Genomic DNA, 16193 nt, shown 5'->3' on the forward strand with positions numbered 1-16193 from the left:
GCCGCCGGCGCGATGTCCCGTGGGAGCTGCACGTGCACGTGGTCGTCATGGGCTGCGGTCGGGTCGGCTCCGCCGTCGCCCGCCGGCTCGAGGAGGTCGGGCACAGCGTCGCGGTGATCGACCAGGATCCGGCCGCGTTCCGCCGGCTCGGCCCCGACTTCGGTGGCCGTCAGGTCACCGGTCTGGGCTTCGACCGGCAGACGCTGCTCGACGCCGGCATCGACTCGGCCGGCGCGTTCGCCGCGGTCAGCAGCGGCGACAACTCCAACATCATCAGCGCCCGGGTGGCCCGCGAGACCTTCGGCGTCCAGCACGTGGTCGCCCGCATCTACGACTCCAAGCGGGCCGAGGTCTACGAGCGGATGGGCATCCCGAGCGTCGCCACCGTGCCGTGGACGGTCAACCGGCTGATCCGCGAGCTGCTCTCGGTCAAGGTGAGCGAGCTGTGGCGGGAGCCCACCGGCAAGGTCTCGCTCCTGCGGATCACCGTCACCGAGGGCTGGATCGGCCGCCGGCTGACGGAGCTGGAGGCCGCCACCGGCGCCCGCGCCGCGTGGCTGGTGCGCTTCGGGGAGTCCCAGCTGCCCACCGCCTCGACGATCCTGCAGGACGGCGACCAGCTGGTCGTCGCGGTGACCGACGAGATCACCGGCCGGGTGCACGAGGTCGTCGAGCGCGGGCCCCAGGGAGGCGAGCACTGATGCGCGTCGCCATCGTCGGCGCGGGCGCCGTCGGCCGGTCGATCGCCGGCGAGCTGCTCGGCAACGGGCACACCGTGATGCTGATCGAGAAGGATCCCCGCAAGGTGCGCACCAAGTCGGTGCCGGGTGCCGAGTGGGTGCAGGCCGACGCCTGCGAGGTCTCCTCGCTGGAGGAGGCCCAGCTGGCCACCTGCGACGTCGTCGTCGCGGCCACCGGTGACGACAAGGCCAACCTCGTCGTCTCGCTGCTGGCCAAGACCGAGTTCGCGGTCAACCGCGTCGTCGCCCGGGTCAAGGACCCCCGCAACGAGTGGCTCTACACGGAGGCGTGGGGCGTCGACGTCGCCGTCTCCACCCCGCGGGTGCTCGCGGCGCTGGTCGAGGAGGCCGTCACCGTGGGCGACGTCGTCCGGCTGATGAGCTTCCGCAAGGGCGCGGCCAACCTCGTCGAGATCACCCTCGCCGAGGACACCCCGTGGGTGGGCCGGGCGCTGCGCGAGGTGCCGCTCCCCCGCGAGACGGTGCTGAGCGCGATCCTGCGCGGCCAGCGGGTGATCACGCCGACCCCGGACGAGCCGCTGGAGGCCGGCGACGAGCTGCTGTTCATCACCCACGCCGAGGTCGAGGACCAGCTGAAGACCGTCTTCGCCCCAGCGGCGGACGGCGGACGCACCGCCTGATCAGGGGGCGGGCCGCTCCTCCGGCCCCTCGGCGGTCCCGGCCACCGCGCGGTGCCGGTGCAGCCGGGACACCACCCACAGCGTCACGACCACCTCGACGGCGGTGACCGGGACGCCCAGCAGCAGCGAGACGATGCCCAGGTCCGTGGCGTCGCCGTCCTCGCTGCCGAGGTACAGGTAGCCCTGCACGCCGGCCCTCAGGAGGAACACCGCGGCCCACAGCACGGTCAGCCACCCGTACGCCCGGACCAGCCGCGGGTCCTCGCGCCAGGGTCGTTCGGGCGCCGGGTCCGGCTGCGCCCGCCCGGTCGCCGGATCGCGCTCGGCCGGGTGCGCGGCGGCGCGGGCGCGCTCCACCCGGCCACGCATCCCCGGGAACGCCGAGCCCGGTGCGGCCATCGCCCCCAGGTGGCTCGGCGCCAGGAACTCCGCGATGACGCCCACGAGCGGACGCCGGAGGACGACGGAGCCGAGCAGCACCACGGTGAGGACGGCGTTGCGCAGGATGCCCGGGACGTAGAAGTCGCGGGCCTGCCCGGTGGCGGCCGCGATGGCCACCGCGACGCCGACGGCGAACAGGCCGCTGACCGCCTGCTGCACGCTCTCCCGCCGGGCCAGCCGGAGCGCGAAGATCAGCACCGCGGTGCCGAGGGCGGCCCAGATGCCCGGCCGGAGCCCGCCGATGCCGTTGGCCACGATGAAGGCCAGCGTCGGCACCGTGGCATCGACCATGCCGCGCCAGCCGCCGAGCTGCTCCAGCACCAGGTGCCGGTCGAAGACGAGGGGGCGCGCGCCGGTGTCGTCGCCGGAGCCGGCCGGGCGCTCGTCGTCGGGGGACGGCACGGGGCCGCTCGAACCGCTCTCGTGCTCGCTCACGGACGCCCGGCGCTCAGCAGGAGCCGAGCTCGTACCAGGGGTTGTAGATGACCCGCCTGCCGTCGAAAGCGGCGAACCGGCCGCGTGCGGTGAGCGTGCGCCCGGGCTCGATGCCGGCGATCCGCCGGCGGCCCAGCCAGACCAGCGTCACCGAACCGGAGCCGTCGAACAGCTCCGCCTCGAGCGTCGGCACGGTCTCGCGGGGGGTGTAGACGACCGACTTCAGCCGGCCGGTCACCGTCACGACCGCCCCCTTGCGGCAGGAGCCGAGCGGCTCGCAGCCGGCGCTCGCCGACTCGGCGCGCAGCTCCTGGGCGTCGATGGTGTGGTCGTCGGCGGTCAGCCGCTGCAGGGTCCGCGACAACCAGCCGACCGGACGGGTCTCGGTCACGGGCCCAGCGTAGTGCCGCCGGGGGCGGTCGCGCCGCCACCGCTCCCCCCGGCGGGGGGCGTGCGCGTGGCGCCGTCGGCGGCCGCCTGCTGCTGGGCGGCGATCCGCGCGGCCGCCTCGGCCGGCAGGGTCAGCGGCAGCGCCTCGCGCACCGGCATGGGCTCCGGCCCGCGGACGACGACGATCGCGCGGAAGGCGTCCTCGAGCGCGGTGGCCGCCTCCGGGCTGGACGCCGCCGACCCGCTGATCGTGCCGCGCAGGAACCAGCGCGGGCCGTCGACGCCGAGGAAGCGGGCCGGGCGCCGGGTCGGCTCCGGCGCCGGCTGGCCGGGCTGGGCCGGCGGGGCGGCCACGACCGTGCCCGCGAGCTCGGGGCCGAAGGGGCCCTCGACCTCGCGCAGCGACGCGCCCTGGCCGGAAGCGGTCGTGGCGATGTCCGTGCGGACGTCGTCCCAGATGCCGGCGGCCCGCGGGGCGGCGAAGGCGGCCACCTGCAGCAGCGAGTCCCCCGAGCGCAGCGTCGCGCCGACCACCTGCCCCTGCGGGTTCAGGTCCACCCGCAGCTCCATGCCGGGGCGGGCGGGCAGCCGCAGCGCCCCGAGGTCGAGGCGGGGAATGCCGTCCTCGGGAGCGTCCGCGACGTCCCAGGGCCCGGTGGTCTCCGCCACGTCGCGCTCGCGCACCTGCGGCTCCGGCGGCACGCCGCGCTCGCGCAGGCTGCGGTCGATCCGATTGCGTCGTCGTCCGAACGGCATGTCAGCCCTGCTCCTCGTCCACCGTGGTCGCGACTCCCGTCGAGCCGTGCCCGCCCGCTCCCCGCTCGCTGCCCGGGAGCCGGTCCACCGGCACGAACCGCGCCCGGACCACCGGCTGCACCACCAGCTGGGCGACCCGGTCACCGCGCCGCAGGGTCAGCGTCGACACCGGGTCGAGGTTGACCAGGTTCACCTTGATCTCACCCCGGTAGCCGGAGTCGATCGTCCCAGGCGCGTTGACCAGGCTCAGCCCGAGGCGGTGGGCCAGCCCGGACCTCGGGTGCACGAAGCCGGCGTAGCCCTCGGGGATCGCCACGGCGACCCCCGTGCCGACCAGCGCGCGCTGCAGCGGCGCCAGCTCGACGTCCTCGGCGAGGGTCAGGTCGGCTCCGGCGTCGCCGGGTAGCGCGTAGCGCGGCACGGTGCCCTCGGGAGAGAGCAGGGAGACCGGCACGTCCAGGTCGGACGGGGGGAGGTCGGGCACGTCGGCGACCCTAGCCGCGCCGGGCGACGGCGTCCTCGCGCCGACCCGGGGCGCGGGGTTCAGGCCCCGCCGCGCAGGTCGCGCAGTACCCGGCGGGCCAGCGTCTCGGTGGCCCGGCGGTTGCTGCGACCGGCCAGCGCGGCCCCCAGCAGGAGCGGTGCCGCGGCGGGCACGCTGCCGACCAGCCGGCGGCCGACGCGCCGCCGGAGCGCGTTCAGGCCGGCGACGCCCAGGACGGAGCCGAACCCCGCCGCGCTCTGCACGGAGCGCTGCGCCGACCAGCTGGAGAGGTAGGCCGCCCCGCGGGCCCGGGCGTCGCCGGGCGCCGGCCGGCCGTGCAGCTCGTGCAGCTCGCCGATCAGCACGACCTCGACCGCCGCGGTCAGCAGCGTCTCGGCGCCCAGCTCGAGCGGGACGACGAGGAGCGACGGCGGCGCGAACCAGTGCGCCGCCGAGAACCCTCCGGTCGCCGCGCCGATGCCGGCGGTGAGGCGGGCCGAGCGGGCGACGAGGGCGTCGGCGATCCCGGCGTCGGAGACACCGGGATGCGCCGCCCGCAACCGCCCGGCATCCCGGATGGGCAGCCGCGGAGCGGCGGCGGACAGCAGGTCACCCAGGACGGCGCCGGGCGAGCGGCCCGGATCGTCGGCGGGACCGTCCGCCGGGACCGACCCCTCCGGCGGTGCGTCGCGACCCCCTCCGACGGCCGCGCCGACCGCCGTGACGACCGCGCCGAGCACGTCGCGCAACCCGGTCCGGGCGGAGCGCCCGGGGGCCTCGCCCGCCGCCTCGCCGGGAGCGGGCTCGGCGCCGCCGAGGAGGCCGGAGACGGCGTCTGCGAGGGCACGCGCGGCACGGGCGAGCCCGCTCTCCTCGACCGGCGCCGGCGTGGGCGTCACCGGCCGGGGCGGCGGGACGTCACGAGCTGCCCCCGTGCGCGGCGACTGCTCGGTCATCGGCTCCCCTCCCCGGCGTCCTGCGGCCCCCGCACGTCGTGCGGGGGGCGGCGGTGCTTCGTCAGGCGCAGTCGCGGCAGTACAGGGCGTCGCCCTTGGTCGCGGCCAGCCGGCTGCGGTGCTGCACCAGGAAGCAGCGGGAGCAGGTGAACTCGTCCTCCTGCTTGGGCAGCACGCGGACGGTGAGCTCCTCGTTCGAGAGGTCTGCGCCGGGCAGCTCGAGGTTCTCGTTGAAATCGGTCTCGTCGACGTCGACGGACGAGGACTGGGCCTCGGCCCGTCGGGCCTTGAGCTCCTCGAGCGAGTCCTCGCCGAGCTCGTCGGCCTCGTTGCGGCGCGGGGCGTCGTAGTCGGTGGCCATGGGGTGCCCCTCCTCCGGGTTCTCGCGGGCGGCGGGCGCCCGCTTCTGCTGACGCGGTGCCGGATGGGCTCCGTCGTCTCGGCCGATCGCCGGTGGGCGATCGGTGTGTCTGCGACAGGGGCCCGCACGCGCGGCGCCCTGCTCCGTGCCGGTCGCTCCCTGCTGTCCTGGTGGACGGTGGACAGGACCGGCAGCCGCCCAACGCCGTACGGGCCCGGTTTGTGCCCGAGGAGTCATGGGCGACACATCGGGCCCATGGACGGGCGTCCGGGCTGCGGAGCGCCAGAGGTTACCCTGCCGCCGTGGCGACTCCTGTGGGTGCTGATCCGACCGTCGTGGGCCCCTACCTGGCGCGTGCGCTGGGCGACCAGCGATGGCAGGAGGTGACCGTCGACCTCATCGCAGCCGGTATGTCCAACCTCACGTACGTCGTGACGCCGAAGGACGGCTCACCGGACGACGCGGTGATCCTCCGCCGCCCCCCGACCGGCGCCGTGCTGGCGACCGCGCACGACATGGCCCGTGAGCACCGCGTGATCTCGGCGCTGGCCGGCACCTCGGTGCCGGTGCCGCGCACGCTGCACATGTGCACCGACGAGTCGGTGCTCGGCGCGCCCTTCTACGTCATGGAGCGCGTCGTCGGTGTCCACGTCGTCGGCTCGCTCCCCGAGGGCTACGCCGACCGGCCGGAGCAGCGCCGTGCCATCGGCGACGGCCTGGTCGACGTCCTGGCCGACCTGCACGCGGTGGACCCGGTGGCCGTCGGGCTGGCCGACTTCGGGCGCCCCGAGGGCTTCGCGGCACGCCAGGTGCGCCGCTGGACCAAGCAGTGGGACGCCACCCGCGACCGCGACCGGCCGAACCTCGACGCCCTCGCCGCCCGGCTGGCCGAGACCGTGCCGACGACGCAGCGGTCGACCATCGTCCACGGCGACTACCGGCTCGACAACTGCCTGCTCGACCCGGCCGAGCCGGGCCGGATCAAGGCGGTGCTGGACTGGGAGATGTCGACGCTGGGCGACCCGCTGACCGACATCGGGATGATGTTCGTCTACTGGCCGCAGGCGGGCGAGGACCGCGCCTCGGCCGCGAGCGGGGTCACCGCCCTGCCCGGCTTCCCGACGCGCCTCGAGGTGGCCGAGCGCTACGCGCAGCGCAGCGGGGCCGACCTCTCGGAGCTCAACTGGTACGTCGGCTTCGCCTTCTTCAAGTTCGCCGCGATCGTCGCCGGCATCGTCGCCCGGTCGGCGGCCGGCGCGATGGCCGGCAAGAACACCAGCGGCTACGCCGAGCGCATCGACCCGGTCGTCGAACTGGGACGCGCCGCGCTCGAGGACGGTGCGATCTAGCCGGCCGATCCCGCTCTAGGATTCCGGCCGTGACGACGCTGCGGACCGAACGCCCCGCGGTGCGCGCCCGCAGCGGGCGTCGGCCCCTGCCGCCGCTGATCTTCCTGCTGGTGCTGGCGCTGGTCGCCCTCGGCGTCTGGTGGAACGTCTTCCGGCAGGACGCCGACCTCCGGGCCGAGCGGGACGCCGCCTGCGCCGAGGCGGAGGCCGCTCCCCAGGCGCTGGACCCGGCCACGGTGTCCGTCCGCGTCTACAACGCCTCCGACCAGGGTGGCCTGGCCCAGGCCGTCGCGGACGACCTCGGCGCGCGCGGGTTCACCATCGCCGAGATCGCCAACGACCCGAGCGGTCGCGAGGTGACCGGCGTCGGCGAGGTGCGGCACGGGCCCAGCGGCAAGGGCACCGCGGCGTTCGTGGCGCTGTACCTGCCCGGCGCCGAGCTGTGGCAGGACATCCGCGCCACCCAGCAGGTGGACCTCGTGCTCGGCCCGGACTTCGTCATCGGCGAGAGCCTGGCCACCGACGACGACGTCACGGCCGCGCTCGCGCCGGCCGAGGAGGCCGCCGCCGACTGCTGAGGCGGCCCGGGCGCCCGGCTACGGGTGCAGCTCGTCCAGCAGGTCCAGGAACGCCCCGCCGATCCCCGGCGCGGCCGCCACGACCATCGGCTCACCGACGGGCCGACCGGCGAGTCCCGCCACGACCGCGCCGGCCTCGGCGGCGATCAGCGCTCCGGCGGCGTGGTCCCACGGCTGGAGGTCGGCCTCGTAGTAGGCGTCCACCCGCCCGGCCGCGACCGCGCACAGCTCCAGCGCCGCGCTGCCGTGCCGGCGGAGGTCCCGGACCCGCGGCAGCAGCTCGGCCACGACGGCGCCCTGCGCCCGCCGCTGCTCGACGCGGTAGCCGAAGCCGGTCGCCACCAGGCTGTGCTCCAGAGCGGTGGCCCCACTGCCGGCCAGGCGGACCGGCTCCGGCGCGGCCGGCGTCGAGAGGAAGGCGCCGCTCCCGGCGACGGCGGTGAAGAGCTCGCCGGTCGCGACGTTGAGGACGACGCCCGCGCGGACGACGCCGTCGACCTCGGCGGCGATGGAGACGGCGTAGGCCGGCAGGTCGTAGAGGAAGTTCACCGTGCCGTCGATCGGATCGACCACCCAGCGGACACCGCTGGTGCCGTCGCGCTGGGCGCCCTCCTCCCCCAGCACGCCGTCATCGGGGCGGGCGCCGAGCAGCCGCCCCACGATCAGGTGCTCGCTGGCGGTGTCCACGGCGGTCACGACGTCGACGGGGCTGGACTTGACGGCCACGTCGTCGCCCGCGCCGGCCCGGCCGAGGCGGACCAGCTCGGCTGCCTCCCGGGCGGTGGCGACGGCCAGCGCCAGCAGGGCCGGGAGGTCGGGGGCGGGAGCACCGGAGGGAGCGGTCACCGGCCGATCCTCCCGCAGCTGGGCGGCCGGAGGTGCGCTCACTAGCCTGGCCCGATGCAGGGCTTCGGCGTGGACATCGGCGGCAGCGGCATCAAGGGGTGCCTGGTGGACCTCGAGAAGGGGGAGCTCGTCGGTGAGCGGCTGCGGATCGAGACGCCGCAGCCCGCCCTCCCCGACCCGGTCTACGGCGTCGTCGGGGGGATCGTGGAGTCCTTCGGCTGGACCGGCCGGATCGGCGTCACGTTCCCGGGGGTCATGAAGCACGGCGTGGCGTACACCGCCGCCAACGTCGACAAGAGCTGGATCGGCACCGATGTCGACGCCGGGCTGGGGGCGTTCGTGCCGGGAACGGTGGAGACGCTCAACGACGCCGACGCGGCCGGGATCGCCGAGATGCGGTACGGCGCGGGCCGCGACCGGCAGGGCGTCGTCCTGATGCTGACCTTCGGCACCGGCATCGGCAGCGCCCTGTTCGTCGACGGGCACCTCGTGCCCAACACCGAGTTCGGCCACATCCAGGTCGACGGGGAGGACGGCGAGAAGCGGGCGGCGGCCTCCGCACGCGAGCGCGAGGACCTCGGCTACCCGGAGTGGGCCCGCCGCGTCGACCGGTACCTGGACGTGCTCGAGGCCGGCCTCTGGCCCGACCTGATCATCGTCGGCGGCGGGGTCAGCAAGAAGGCGCACAAGTGGGTGCCGCTGCTCAGCACCCGGACCCCCGTCGTCCCCGCCCAGCTGCAGAACGACGCCGGCATCGTCGGCGCGGCCCTGGCGGCCTCCGAGCGCCCGGAGCACTGAGCCCGACGGGGTGCCGCGGGCTCCCCTGCGGGAGCCGATCCGTGCGCTGGTCAGTGGAAACGCCGGTGGCCGTCGTTACAATGAGAATGCCCCGGGCCGACGTCCTCCAGCGAGGAGGGATCCCCCGGCCGACCAGCGGTCAAACCCCGCGCAGGTCGGCCGAGGTACCCGACGCCGGAGGGCGGGAGCAGGGGCCGCTACCCGAGGATCAGACGGTCCCCTGGCGTACGCCCCCAGCACGGGAAGGAACCTGAGTGCCCGCCGACCAGCCAGCACCGGAAGCAGCCGACGCGAGCGCCACGAAGCGGTCCAGGACCGTCGCTGCCGGCACCCGCGCCTCGAGGGCCACCGCTGCGGTTCCGGACAGCGCTGAGGCGGCCGCCCCCCCGAAGAAGGCGGCGGCGAAGAAGCCCGCCAAGGCCCCCGCCAAGGGCAGGACGAAGCCGGCGATCACGCCGTCCACCTCCGCCGGTGAGGGCACCGTCCTGACCGCCGTGGCCGCCGACGGGTCATCCGTGGCCGTGGTCGACGCCGGCTCGGAGGGCCTGACCCTCGACGAGACGGTCGTGACGGGCAAGGACGGCGTCGAGGTCGCGCCGGCCGAGGACGAGGCAGCCGAGCCCGGCACCGACTTCGAGTGGGACGAGGAGGAGGAGTCCGAGGCGCTGCGCCAGGCCCGCAAGGACGCCGAGCTCACCGCCTCGGCCGACTCCGTCCGCGCCTACCTCAAGCAGATCGGCAAGGTCGCCCTGCTCAACGCCGAGGAGGAGGTCGACCTCGCCAAGCGCATCGAGGCCGGGCTCTACGGCTCCGAGCGGCTGCGCCAGGTCGAGGAGGAGAGCATCAAGCTCTCCCCGCAGATGCGCCGCGACCTGAACTGGATCATCCGCGACGGCGAGCGCGCCAAGAACCACCTGCTCGAGGCCAACCTGCGCCTCGTCGTCTCCCTCGCCAAGCGCTACACCGGCCGCGGGATGGCCTTCCTGGACCTCATCCAGGAGGGCAACCTCGGCCTGATCCGCGCGGTCGAGAAGTTCGACTACACCAAGGGCTACAAGTTCTCGACCTACGCCACGTGGTGGATCCGCCAGGCGATCACCCGCGCGATGGCCGACCAGGCCCGCACCATCCGCATCCCGGTGCACATGGTCGAGGTCATCAACAAGCTCGGCCGCATACAGCGCGAGCTGCTCCAGGACCTGGGCCGCGAGCCCACGCCGGAGGAGCTGGCCAAGGAGATGGACATCACCCCGGAGAAGGTGCTGGAGATCCAGCAGTACGCCCGGGAGCCGATCAGCCTCGACCAGACCATCGGCGACGAGGGCGACAGCCAGCTCGGCGACTTCATCGAGGACTCCGAAGCCGTGGTGGCCGTCGATGCGGTGAGCTTCACGCTGATGCAGGACCAGCTGACCAGCGTGCTGCAGACGCTCTCCGAGCGGGAGGCCGGCGTCGTCCGGCTGCGCTTCGGCCTCACCGACGGCCAGCCGCGCACCCTCGACGAGATCGGGCAGGTCTACGGCGTCACGCGCGAGCGGATCCGGCAGATCGAGTCCAAGACGATGAGCAAGCTCCGCCACCCCAGCCGCTCCCAGGTGCTGCGCGACTATCTCGATTAGCAGCCCTCCGGGCTGCTGACCGCGGCCAGGAGCCGTCCCCCTGCCGCGCTGAGCCCTCCGTCGTGCCTGCGCGGGACCCTCCGGGCCCCACTCGGCACGAACTCGTGTGGTCACCCCCCTGGCGGTCCGCGTCGACCGGCAGTCCCGTCACCGCCCCACCCGGATGGGGCGGGTGGGGCGGCCGGGCGGGTTGGCCCCCACATCTGTCGGGTAGACCGCGTAGCGTGGGGGACGTCAGAACAGCAGCGGACCCACAGCCGCTCCGGTCACCCGGCCGGGACGGCACGCGAGACCAGCACGAGAACGACCGGTACCACCCCAGTGACGTCCCCTGCTGAACCCGCTCCACCGATGGCACATCACGGACTCGTCTCGATCTGAGAGTCCGGGTTCGCCGACAGCGGAACGGGAACACGAGGGGCCATCCTGGCGCTGTGCAGGAGGCCGATCCGCATCCGCGGATCCGTGCGGTAGAGAGCGAGTGATGAGCCAGATGACCCAGACGCTGACGACGACCCCGCCCACCGATGACCTCGTCGTTCCCTTCCACTGCGACCGCTGTGGGGCTCTGGCCAAGGTGCGAGTCGTACTCGCCAGTGGCAGCGACCTCGTCTTCTGCGGGCACCACGCGCGTGAGTACGAGAGCAAGCTTCGTGACATCGCCGTCGACATCATCGACACCGAGGGCGAGCAGCACGTAACTGCGTGAGAGAACCGCTAACGTCGCGCCCGCGATGACAGCCTCACCCGACGACGCCGCCGACTCCTCCGCACCGCCTCGAGCGGACGGAGGGTCGGCGGCTCCGTCGTCCCCGGGCACCCCCGGTACGCGGCAACCGGAGGACACCCCCATGGCCCAGCAGCCCCCCGCGCACGACGAGACCGTGCGCATGCGCCCCGACGGGCCGGACAGCCGGCCCCCCGTCGAGGCCTCGCCCGGCACGTCGGGCGCCGTCGACACGCCCGGACCGCAGAACGCGTTTCCGGCCGGTGGCGAGGTCGACGACACCCGGCCCGTGCCCCGCGACTGGCTCAGCGGCGCCCCGGAGGCCGAGACCGCCGCGGTGGCCGAGCCCCCCGCACAGCCCGGCGTCGAGGACACCGGCGTCCTCGACGGAGCGGCGCTCCCCCACGCGAGCGACGACCGGGCGGACGGCGACGCGACCGACGACGGCGGATCCGACGACGGCGGATCCGGCGGCGCCGGTGACGACGGCCTGCCCCCGGCCGGCGACGGCGCCGACCGGGCCGGCTCCCCGTGGTGGCGGCGCCGTGCCGTGCTCGTGCCCGCCGGCGCGGTCCTCCTGCTCGGCGCCGTCTACGGCGCCGACCTCGCCCTCTCCTCCGGCGACGTCCCGCGCTCGACCGTCGTCGCCGGCGTCGAGATCGGCGGGCTCTCCCCCGCGGCCGCCGAGAAGCTGCTCGCCGAGGAGCTCGGCAGCCGGGTGGCGGCCGACCGCACCATCGTGGCCGACGACGTGGAAGGCCTCCTCTCCCCCACGCGGGCCGGCTTCCGCCTGGACGCCGAGGAGACCGTCGACGCCGCGGACGACCAGCCGCTGAACCCCTGGACGCGCCTGACGACGCTGTTCACCGAGCGCGAGGTCGAGCCGGTCGTCGGTGTCGACGAGTCCGCCGTCGCCGACGAGCTCGGCTCCTTCGAGGCGCAGCTCGCGACCTTCGCCGAGCAGGTCGACCGCGCCCCGGCCGACGCCACCATCGCCATCGACGGCACCACCGCGCGCGTGGTGGAACCCCTCGACGGCCGGACGCTCGACCGGGACGGCGCCGAGGAGACGATCACCGCGGCCCTGACCAGCGCGGACCCCGGCACGCCGGTCGAGCTGCCCGTCTCCGTCGAGCCCGCCTCGGTCGACACCCCCGAGGCCGAGCGCGTGCTCGCCGAGACCGTCCAGCCGGCCCTCGCCGCGCCCGTGGAGGTGACCGGCGACGGCGGGAACCGCACCGCGGAGGTGCCGGTGACCGCCCTGGCCGCGGCGCTCACCTTCACGCCCGGCGACGCGGGCACCCTCGAGGTCGGCATCGACCCGGCTGCGCTGCAGAACGCCCTCGGCGACGAGCTGGCCGTCTTCGGCTCCCCCGCCCGGGACGCCCGGTTCGAGGTGACCGGCGGCTCCGTGCGCATCGTGCCCTCGGTGGACGGCACCGGGATCGACCCCACACACCTGGCCGAGCAGCTCCTGCCCGTGCTGGACGACCCCGCCCCGCGATCGGTCACCGCCGAACCCCGCCCCGTGCCGGCCGACTTCACCACGCAGGAGGCCGAGGCGCTCGGCATCCGCGAGCAGATCAGCACCTTCACGACCAACATCGGCAATCCGGCCAGCGGCGAGAACATCCGCGTCGTGGCGGCCGAGGTCGACGGGGCACTCGTGCTCCCGGGCGAGACCTTCAGCCTCAACACGTTCACCGGCCCGCGCGGCAAGGCGCAGGGTTACGTCGAGGCCGCCGTCATCCAGAACGGCGAGCTGTCCAAAGCCGTCGGCGGCGGCATCAGCCAGTTCGCCACGACGATGTTCAACGCGGTGTTCTTCGCCGGGCTCGAGGACGTCTTCCACAAGCCGCACAGCTTCTACATCAGCCGCTACCCGGCCGGCCGCGAGGCCACCGTGTACGAAGGCGCGATCGATCTCCAGTGGCGCAACGACGGCGACACCGGTGTCTTCATCGACACCCAGTGGACGCCGTCCGCGCTCACCGTCACCTTCTACGGCACCAAGCGCTACGAGATCGAGTCGGTCAGCAGCGAGCGGCGCAACCCGCGGCAGCCGGCGGTCATCGACAAGATCGACGACGGGAACTGCACGCGGCAGTCCGGCGTGCCGGGATTCGACATCACGGTGACGCGCGTGTTCAAGGACCTGTCCACCGGCGCCGTCGTCAAGCGGGAGGACTTCCGGACCCGCTACAACGCCGAGGCGGTCATCAACTGCGTGCCGCCGGACAGCCCCGCACCGCCCGCGGCCCCGGAGGGCACCGCTCCGGCGGGTGCTCCCGCCCCCGGCGGCCGGCGTCCCGGCGGCCGGCGGGTGCGCTGACCGGCTCCCCCGGCGGAGCGGTTCCCGACCGGGAGGCGCCCGGGTCCGACGTCGGTGACGTGCACACTGGGCGCATGAGCGCCGTGCTGCCCAGCGGTCCGCCGGCGCAGGCCGACGAGCCCGTGGGATCCGCCGGCGCTCCCGCCGAGGACCTGCCCGGCGCGCTCCCGGCCGGCGGGTCGGACGCCGAGGGCTCGGGTGCCACCCGGCCCGCGGATCGGCCCCGGGAGCGGCTGGGCTCGTGGCCGGCCGTTCTCCGCGTGCCCCTCCAGGTGCTCGGCCGCACCCTGGCGAAGGCGTGGCAGGACCGGATCCTGGGGCTGTCCGGCGAGGCGGCCTTCTGGCAGATCCTCTCCGTCCCGCCGCTGCTCATCGGGCTGCTCGGCTCGCTGGGCTACCTCGGTGACGTGATCGGCGCCGACGCGGTCCGGGAGATCGAGGACTACCTGCTCAGCGCGTCCGCCGAGGTGCTCACGCCCGACGTCGTCGACTCGCTGGTCGCGCCCACGCTGAACGACATCCTCAGCTCCGGCCGGCTCGACGTCGTCAGCCTGGGTTTCCTGATCTCGCTGTGGGCCGGCTCCTCGGCGACGGCGACCTTCATGAACACGACGGTCATCGCCTACGACCAGCGGGACGTCCGCGGGCCGATCCGCACCCGGCTCAAGGCGCTGTGGCTGTTCATCGTCGGCATGGTCGTCGCCGTCCTGACCCTGCCACTGCTGGTGCTCGGCCGCGGGGTGCTGGTCGCGCTGCTGCCCACCGGCTGGCAGCCGGCGGCGACCGTGCTGATCAACGGGATCTACTGGCCGCTGGTGCTCGTCGGTCTGCTGCTGGCGCTGACCAGTTTCTACAACGTGACGCTGCCCAACCGGCTGCCGTGGAGCCGGCACCTGCCCGGCGCGGTGCTGGCGCTCGGCTTCTTCATGGTGGCCGCCCTCGTGCTGCGGACCTATGTCGCCGACGTCCTCACCGCGGCGCTGCCCTACGGCGCGCTGGCCGCGCCCATCGGCATCCTGCTGTTCTGTTTCTTCTTCGGCATGGCCGTCCTGCTGGGTGCCGAGCTCAATGCCACGATCCAGGCCCGCTGGCCGGCCCCGCTGCGCCGCCACGACCCCCGCCGCCGCGCCCGCCGCGAGGCCAAGCTGGCCGAGGAGGCCCGGCGGCTGAACGGGAGCTAGGCGCGAAGCGCCTCCGCGTCGCCGACGCGGGCCCGGAGGGTCCCGGCGGAGCCGCGGGAGAGGACTCCACGCAGCAGGGGACGGCTCATGGCCGCGGTGTCGTCCGGAGGACGACGATGTGCTCAGTCCTTCTTGAGCTGCTGGTAGACCTCCTTGCAGGCCGGGCACACCGGGCTGCCGGGCTTGGGGGTCTTGGTCACCGGGAAGACCTCGCCGCAGAGGGCCTCGACCATCGTGCCCATGACCGCGCTCTCAGCGATCTTGTTCTTCCGCACGTAGTGGAAGACCTCGTTCGCGCTGCCGGTGTCGGCATCGCGGACGTCGGGCCGCTCGAGGATGTCGCTGCTGCTCACTGGGATCTCCTTCGTGGTCCGTGCGCCGGTCGAAGCCCGGGATCCGGGCGCTCCCACGCCGGTCTCCATGATGACAGGGCGGCCGACGATCGTGACCGTCCCGTGATCGACAGCGTCGAGCAACCCGCTAAGTTAGGCGAGCCTCACCTCAGTCGATCTTCCGGAAGGTCCCCATGCACCGCGCACCACGACTGGTCGCTCTCGCCGCCGCTACTCTCCTGATCGGCGGCCTCGCCGCCTGCTCCGACGACTCCGACCCGGAGACCTCGGGCTCCGGCGACTTCTCGCCGATCACCATCGAGCACGCGCTCGGCACCACGACCATCGGCGAGTTGCCCGAGCGCGTGGCCACGGTGGCCTGGGCCAACCACGAGGTGCCCCTGGCCCTCGGCGTCGTGCCGGTCGGCATGGCCGCCGCCAACTTCGGTGACGACGACGGCGACGGCCTGCTCCCCTGGGTCAGCGAGCGCCTCGAGGAGCTCGACGCCGACGTCCCGGTGCTGTTCGACGAGACCGACGGGATCGACTTCGAGGCCGTCGCCGACACCGAGCCCGACGTCATCCTCGCCGGCTACTCCGGGCTGACCCAGGAGGACTACGACACGCTCAGCGAGATCGCGCCGGTCATCGCCTACCCCGAGGGCCCCTGGGCGACCTCGTGGCGGGACATGATCGAGATCAACTCGGCCGGCATGGGCATGGCCGACGAGGGCGAGGAGCTGATCGCCGACCTCGAGCAGGAGATCAGCGACACCGTCGGCGAGTACCCGCAGCTGGCCGGCGCGTCGACGATGTTCCTCACCCACGTGGACACGACCGACCTCAGCGAGGTCAGCTTCTACACGCCGTACGACACGCGCAGCGCCTTCTTCGAGGACCTCGGTCTGTCGACCCCCGCCAGCGTGCGGGAGGCCTCCTCGGACCCGGAGAAGTTCTCCGGCACGATCAGCGCCGAGCAGGTCGACACCCTGGACGACGTCGAGCTGATCGTCACCTACGGCGACCAGGAGCTCGTGGACGCGCTGAACGCCGACCCGCTGCTCTCCCAGATGCCCGCGGTGAAGAACGGCGCGATCGTGCTGCTGCCCGACACCCCGCTGGGCACCGCCGCCAACCCGACGCCGCTGGCGATCTCCTGGGTCCTCGAGGACTACGTGGCCATGCTGGCCGAGGCCGCCGACAAGGCCTCCTGACTGCTGGCTGTGG

The 16193-nt window shown here is 74.2% G+C and carries 18 protein-coding genes; 10 read left to right on the forward strand and 8 right to left on the reverse strand.

The genetic code is table 11. The features are described from left to right. Positions 1–32 precede the first annotated feature (32 nt). The gene (locus CRP29_RS13950) at positions 33–701 is read left to right on the forward strand and encodes a potassium channel family protein (RefSeq protein ID WP_097195684.1); all 669 of its coding nucleotides are present in this window, start codon (positions 33–35) and stop codon (positions 699–701) included. After that, a complete protein-coding gene (locus tag CRP29_RS13955; RefSeq protein ID WP_097195685.1) occupies positions 701–1381 on the forward strand; it encodes a potassium channel family protein in 681 nt (226 codons plus the stop codon). The genes CRP29_RS13950 and CRP29_RS13955 overlap by 1 nt, the downstream gene beginning before the upstream one ends. On the opposite strand, the gene CRP29_RS13960 is transcribed toward CRP29_RS13955, so the two are convergent. The 6 genes from CRP29_RS13960 to CRP29_RS13985 form a co-directional block, all read right to left on the reverse strand. Then, a complete protein-coding gene (locus CRP29_RS13960) occupies positions 1382–2257 on the reverse strand; it encodes a DUF3159 domain-containing protein (RefSeq protein WP_097195686.1) in 876 nt (291 codons plus the stop codon). It abuts the gene before it with no gap. Positions 2258–2270: 13 nt separating this feature from the next. After that, on the reverse strand, positions 2271–2648 hold the full coding sequence (locus CRP29_RS13965) for an OB-fold nucleic acid binding domain-containing protein (protein WP_097195687.1): 378 nt from the start codon (positions 2646–2648) through the stop codon (positions 2271–2273). Then, positions 2645–3403 carry a DUF3710 domain-containing protein gene (locus tag CRP29_RS13970; protein WP_097195688.1) on the reverse strand — a complete coding sequence of 253 codons (759 nt, stop codon included), beginning with the start codon at positions 3401–3403 and terminating at the stop codon, positions 2645–2647. The genes CRP29_RS13965 and CRP29_RS13970 overlap by 4 nt, the downstream gene beginning before the upstream one ends. Before the next feature lies 1 nt (position 3404). Then, positions 3405–3887 carry a dUTP diphosphatase gene (dut, locus tag CRP29_RS13975; RefSeq protein ID WP_217991601.1) on the reverse strand — a complete coding sequence of 161 codons (483 nt, stop codon included), beginning with the start codon at positions 3885–3887 and terminating at the stop codon, positions 3405–3407. A 59-nt stretch (positions 3888–3946) separates the two neighbouring features. Then, positions 3947–4843 (reverse strand): hypothetical protein, encoded by an 897-nt coding sequence (locus CRP29_RS13980; protein WP_097195689.1) that lies wholly within the window; start codon positions 4841–4843, stop codon positions 3947–3949. A gap of 61 nt (positions 4844–4904) precedes the next feature. Further along, positions 4905–5204 carry a DUF4193 domain-containing protein gene (locus CRP29_RS13985; protein WP_097195690.1) on the reverse strand — a complete coding sequence of 100 codons (300 nt, stop codon included), beginning with the start codon at positions 5202–5204 and terminating at the stop codon, positions 4905–4907. A gap of 302 nt (positions 5205–5506) precedes the next feature. Here CRP29_RS13985 and CRP29_RS13990 point away from each other — a divergent pair, with 302 nt between their 5' ends. Beyond that, positions 5507–6553 (forward strand): phosphotransferase family protein, encoded by a 1047-nt coding sequence (locus CRP29_RS13990; RefSeq protein WP_097195691.1) that lies wholly within the window; start codon positions 5507–5509, stop codon positions 6551–6553. 29 nt (positions 6554–6582) lie between these two features. After that, a complete protein-coding gene (locus CRP29_RS13995) occupies positions 6583–7131 on the forward strand; it encodes a LytR C-terminal domain-containing protein (RefSeq protein WP_097195692.1) in 549 nt (182 codons plus the stop codon). 18 nt (positions 7132–7149) lie between these two features. Here CRP29_RS13995 and CRP29_RS14000 read toward each other — a convergent pair whose 3' ends face one another. Further along, positions 7150–7977 carry an inositol monophosphatase family protein gene (locus CRP29_RS14000; RefSeq protein WP_097195693.1) on the reverse strand — a complete coding sequence of 276 codons (828 nt, stop codon included), beginning with the start codon at positions 7975–7977 and terminating at the stop codon, positions 7150–7152. Positions 7978–8031: 54 nt separating this feature from the next. On the opposite strand from CRP29_RS14000, the gene ppgK reads away from it, so the two are divergent. The 5 genes from ppgK to CRP29_RS14025 all read left to right on the forward strand — a co-directional run bounded on the left by ppgK (position 8032) and on the right by CRP29_RS14025 (position 14634). Then, a complete protein-coding gene (gene ppgK / locus CRP29_RS14005) occupies positions 8032–8775 on the forward strand; it encodes a polyphosphate--glucose phosphotransferase (RefSeq protein WP_097195694.1) in 744 nt (247 codons plus the stop codon). 254 nt (positions 8776–9029) lie between these two features. After that, positions 9030–10394 carry an RNA polymerase sigma factor gene (locus tag CRP29_RS14010; RefSeq protein WP_097195695.1) on the forward strand — a complete coding sequence of 455 codons (1365 nt, stop codon included), beginning with the start codon at positions 9030–9032 and terminating at the stop codon, positions 10392–10394. A gap of 484 nt (positions 10395–10878) precedes the next feature. Continuing rightward, the gene (locus CRP29_RS14015) at positions 10879–11103 is read left to right on the forward strand and encodes a DUF7455 domain-containing protein (RefSeq protein ID WP_091764134.1); all 225 of its coding nucleotides are present in this window, start codon (positions 10879–10881) and stop codon (positions 11101–11103) included. A 142-nt stretch (positions 11104–11245) separates the two neighbouring features. Continuing rightward, a complete protein-coding gene (locus CRP29_RS14020) occupies positions 11246–13453 on the forward strand; it encodes a VanW family protein (RefSeq protein ID WP_097195696.1) in 2208 nt (735 codons plus the stop codon). Between the two features lie 74 nt (positions 13454–13527). After that, positions 13528–14634 carry a YihY/virulence factor BrkB family protein gene (locus tag CRP29_RS14025; protein WP_097195697.1) on the forward strand — a complete coding sequence of 369 codons (1107 nt, stop codon included), beginning with the start codon at positions 13528–13530 and terminating at the stop codon, positions 14632–14634. A gap of 122 nt (positions 14635–14756) precedes the next feature. Here CRP29_RS14025 and CRP29_RS14030 read toward each other — a convergent pair whose 3' ends face one another. Continuing rightward, entirely contained in the window at positions 14757–14987 is a 231-nt protein-coding gene (locus tag CRP29_RS14030) for a DUF3039 domain-containing protein (RefSeq protein ID WP_091983777.1), read from the reverse strand. Positions 14988–15160: 173 nt separating this feature from the next. Here CRP29_RS14030 and CRP29_RS14035 point away from each other — a divergent pair, with 173 nt between their 5' ends. Beyond that, positions 15161–16180: an iron-siderophore ABC transporter substrate-binding protein gene (locus tag CRP29_RS14035; RefSeq protein ID WP_097195698.1), complete on the forward strand. Its 1020-nt coding sequence runs from the start codon at positions 15161–15163 to the stop codon at positions 16178–16180. Positions 16181–16193 lie beyond the last annotated feature (13 nt).

The sequence above is a fragment of the Blastococcus aggregatus genome, assembly GCF_900221005.1.
GTDB classification, from domain to species: domain Bacteria; phylum Actinomycetota; class Actinomycetes; order Mycobacteriales; family Geodermatophilaceae; genus Blastococcus; species Blastococcus aggregatus.

What these genes read in the sequence shown, in the direction of transcription:
- CRP29_RS13955 (WP_097195685.1), top strand. Translation starts at nt 701, where the DNA reads ATGCGCGTCGCCATCGTCGGCGCGGGCGCCGTCGGCCGGTCGATCGCC.
- CRP29_RS13970 (WP_097195688.1), bottom strand. Translation starts at nt 3,403, where the DNA reads ATGCCGTTCGGACGACGACGCAATCGGATCGACCGCAGCCTGCGCGAG.
- CRP29_RS13980 (WP_097195689.1), bottom strand. Translation starts at nt 4,843, where the DNA reads ATGACCGAGCAGTCGCCGCGCACGGGGGCAGCTCGTGACGTCCCGCCG.
- CRP29_RS13985 (WP_097195690.1), bottom strand. Translation starts at nt 5,204, where the DNA reads ATGGCCACCGACTACGACGCCCCGCGCCGCAACGAGGCCGACGAGCTC.
- ppgK (WP_097195694.1), top strand. Translation starts at nt 8,032, where the DNA reads ATGCAGGGCTTCGGCGTGGACATCGGCGGCAGCGGCATCAAGGGGTGC.
- CRP29_RS14015 (WP_091764134.1), top strand. Translation starts at nt 10,879, where the DNA reads ATGAGCCAGATGACCCAGACGCTGACGACGACCCCGCCCACCGATGAC.
- CRP29_RS14020 (WP_097195696.1), top strand. Translation starts at nt 11,246, where the DNA reads ATGGCCCAGCAGCCCCCCGCGCACGACGAGACCGTGCGCATGCGCCCC.
- CRP29_RS14025 (WP_097195697.1), top strand. Translation starts at nt 13,528, where the DNA reads ATGAGCGCCGTGCTGCCCAGCGGTCCGCCGGCGCAGGCCGACGAGCCC.
- CRP29_RS14035 (WP_097195698.1), top strand. Translation starts at nt 15,161, where the DNA reads ATGCACCGCGCACCACGACTGGTCGCTCTCGCCGCCGCTACTCTCCTG.